Genomic DNA, 3,290 nt, shown 5'->3' on the forward strand with positions numbered 1-3,290 from the left:
TGCTTCGAGGGTGAAGGAGAGCACACTGGAGGTGGTGAAATACCCGTTTGCCTCATAGAATGGCCTGACTGCGGGAAAGAGTGTGATGGGGTGGTCATAGGCCTGCCTGGTTGCTTCCAGGAGCTTTCCCATGATCCCCCGCCTTCGGTACTCCTTGTAGGTCGCAGCCCCAACGATGTAGCTTGTTGGATGTTCCTCCCCCCGTTTGTGATAATACAAGGGGAGCGCATGCAGTGCACTGACCAGCTTATCGTCCTCACGTGCGACAAAGATGTCCTGATAGGAGATTCGCGTTGCAAAAAAGTGCTCCAGGAAGGCTGGCTCTTCGTTGAAAACGACGAGCCAGAGTTGCTTGAGTTCCTGGTAGTCACTGGGTTTTGCACGTTCTATGATCATGGTTGTTTTGTTACCCGGTACTTCTCGACCATGAGATCCGGCTTGTAGGAGAGCTTTGCTTTCCTGAGTCCAGCAATGCCGGCATCCTCTTGCCTGTTCACATAATGAACATCCGAGAGATATTCACTGACGAAGAGCTGGTTGATGACTGAGTAGATTCCCTTGTAGGACGTATCGGCCTTCTCAAAGTGTACGATGGCCATTTCCTCATCGATGATTTCCCCGATGGTAAATGCGGTGAGGTTGTGGTCTACACAGACAAGAATCCCTTTGAAGTTGAGTTCATCCCAACCGTCGAGAGCTCGCTTGAGCGCTCCCAGTTCATCCCTGATCTCCTTGGTCGTGCAATCCTTGCCGTCAAGCCAGGTGGTGGAAGCCATCCTGTAACACTCCTCACGTAGTTCCTTACTGTTCAAGGGGCGTACTGAATAGGTGTAGTGCTTCTCAAATTGATTGATGTGGTTACGCTTGCTCTGCAATTTCTTGCCGGAGAGCTTGATGAGCTTCTCACTTTCGTAGAGATAGTCATCAAGGTTCCTGACATGTTCGGCCTGGTAACCCATCGCTTTCAGCTGCGCTGCTTCCTTGGAGGGTACACATTCCAGGAGAAAGCGTTGTCCGGTTTCCCTGCAGTGCTCTTCAAGTTCCTGCATTGCAGAAGGAAGGTCGTCGGTGATGGGAAGCAGGAAACAATCGTCCTCTTCAAGATGCATATACAAGGCAGTATCTGTCTTGCAGATGGTGATGCCGATTGCATCTGCCCAGAGTGCAACATACGAGTAGTAATATTCATAGGCGAGGTGCTTGCTGTGATCAGGAAACAGGTGTTTGTCCGCGGGGGACGGTGTATGGAATTCTAACATAATACCTCTAATATATTCGCATATATTCATACGTTTTTTTCTGAGGATAGTCAAGGCGGGAAGGGCTCTGAGAGGGGTGTTGGGGCTCTGGGCGATGTAACCAGAGAGAGGAAAATGAGCGTACTGAAGGAAAAAAACTGGAGTCATGAACGGATGTAAATATATATAATATATATACTAAAATAGAATGCTTGACACCTGGCAACCCATACCTGTATCTTTATGGCATGAATACATCTATCAATCGTATTACTGAACTTGTCACCAGGATGAAGGCAGACAATCCAGAACTTATCTCCTTGTTCCTTGACCAGAAGCTTGATGATGTGGCTTTGGTAGCTACTCTTCGTGAAAAGATAGCTGAAACGATGCAACAGAGATACCCAAAAGCATGGTCATATTATACCGGTGAAGGAAGAACCGAACAGGACTACTATACCTTGATGAGCACCTCGATGGCATACCTTAGGATGATGGACTATCTCGACCATGAGGGGGATGTCTATGAAGACCTCAACCTCCATGGAGAGATGGTGACCTCGCGTCCCATTTCGCTCTTGAGGCGCGTCTTGTTGGGACAAGAGCCGTCGGTTCATCTTGATTTCCTTGAGGATATGGCTCATCTCATCGGCCAGCTGAGTGGGGTGGAGGACCGTATAATCCCCTCGAGAAGTCAGGTGGAACAGTGGATGGCTTCCCATCCAAGTGGTCTGGATCCTGAGGTGATCGCTTGGAGGACGAAGAACAAGGAGCGAATTGTTGAGCTCCTGATCAAGCGTATCGAGGATAGACGGAGAAAAAGCTCCTTGTATCAGTTCAAGGATGGCATGAGTCATGAGCAAAAGCGCAAGCAGGTGCTCGCATGGTGGAAGGAGGACCGATTCCACTTGCACTTTGCCTTGAGGAGCACGGAGGAACTCAATCATTATCTTGGTAACAGCATGGATGCTGAGACGCTCAGGGTCATGAAGGAGTCACAGAGAAAGGGTATTCCCATCTTTGCCACTCCCTACTTCCTCTCTCTCATCGATACCCGCCCCCTTGAGATGCAGGAGCATCCAGGGAGTGACCTCGCCTTACGTGCCTATCTCTTCTACAGTCAGGACCTCCTGGAGGAGTTTGGTTCCATTGTTGCCTGGGAGAAAGAGGATATTGCAAAACCAGGGGAGCCCAATGCCGCAGGGTGGTTGCTTCCCTCCCACAATGTCCACCGAAGGTACCCAACGGTCGCCATTTTTATTCCAGATACCATGGGAAGAGCCTGCGGAGGGTTATGCTCCTACTGCCAGAGAATGTACGACTTCCAGGCAGGACGATTCAACTTTGAGCTGGAGAAACTTCGTCCGAAGCGGACCTGGGAAGAGCAGCTTTCCGTCAATATGGAGTATTTCAGGAATGATCCCTACCTTTGGGATATCCTGATCACCGGGGGGGATGCTTTCATGAGCTCGGTGAAATCCCTGCGTTCAATCCTGGACGCAGTACTTGAGATGGCAAGGCAGAAACTGGAAGACAACAAACAACGACCGCAAGATGCTCAGTATGCTCCCATGCGTAGGGTCCGTCTTGGGACAAAACTCCCGGTCTATCTCCCCCAGCGAGTCACCAAGGAACTCATCCAGGTGCTTGCCGATTTCAAGGCCGAGGCACAAATCTTGGGCATTGACCAGTGTGTGATCCAGACGCACATCTCCTCGGCCATGGAAATTACCCCCGATACCAGGAAGGCGATCAGGCGATTGCTTGATGCCGGTTGGGCGGTTACCAACCAGGAAGTCTTCACGGTCGCTGCCAGCAGACGTGGCCATACGGCAAAACTGCGTAAGGTACTCAATGATATCGGCGTCCTTCCTTACTATACCTTCACGGTCAAGGGCTTCAAGGAGAACCGAGAGTTGTTTGCGACCAATGCAAGAAGCATGCAGGAGCAACTTGAAGAGAGTTCCATCGGACAGGTTCCTCAGCGGTATCTCGCCACGCTTCGTCCCTTCATGAGTGAGGCGGAGAAGATGGTAGAACAGATCAACATGG

Annotated in this window: 3 protein-coding genes; 1 reads left to right on the top strand and 2 read right to left on the bottom strand. The window is 50.5% G+C overall.

Going from position 1 to position 3,290, the window contains the following annotated elements; all coding sequences use genetic code 11:
* Positions 1–396, bottom strand: a 396-nt coding sequence (locus AB7S66_RS12165) for a GNAT family N-acetyltransferase (protein WP_428520377.1), incomplete at its 3' end; no start/stop codon positions are given.
* Complete coding sequence (locus AB7S66_RS12170; RefSeq protein ID WP_428520379.1) at positions 393–1,259, bottom strand: DUF2156 domain-containing protein; 867 nt, start codon at positions 1,257–1,259, stop codon at positions 393–395. The genes AB7S66_RS12170 and AB7S66_RS12165, both read right to left, overlap by 4 nt.
* Before the next feature lie 227 nt (positions 1,260–1,486).
* Here AB7S66_RS12170 and AB7S66_RS12175 point away from each other — a divergent pair.
* Positions 1,487–3,290: KamA family radical SAM protein (locus AB7S66_RS12175; RefSeq protein WP_428520381.1), on the top strand; the 1,804-nt coding region annotated here is incomplete at its 3' end.

Origin of the sequence: Sphaerochaeta sp. (assembly GCF_050178175.1) — a bacterium.
Lineage (GTDB): Bacteria > Spirochaetota > Spirochaetia > Sphaerochaetales > Sphaerochaetaceae > Sphaerochaeta.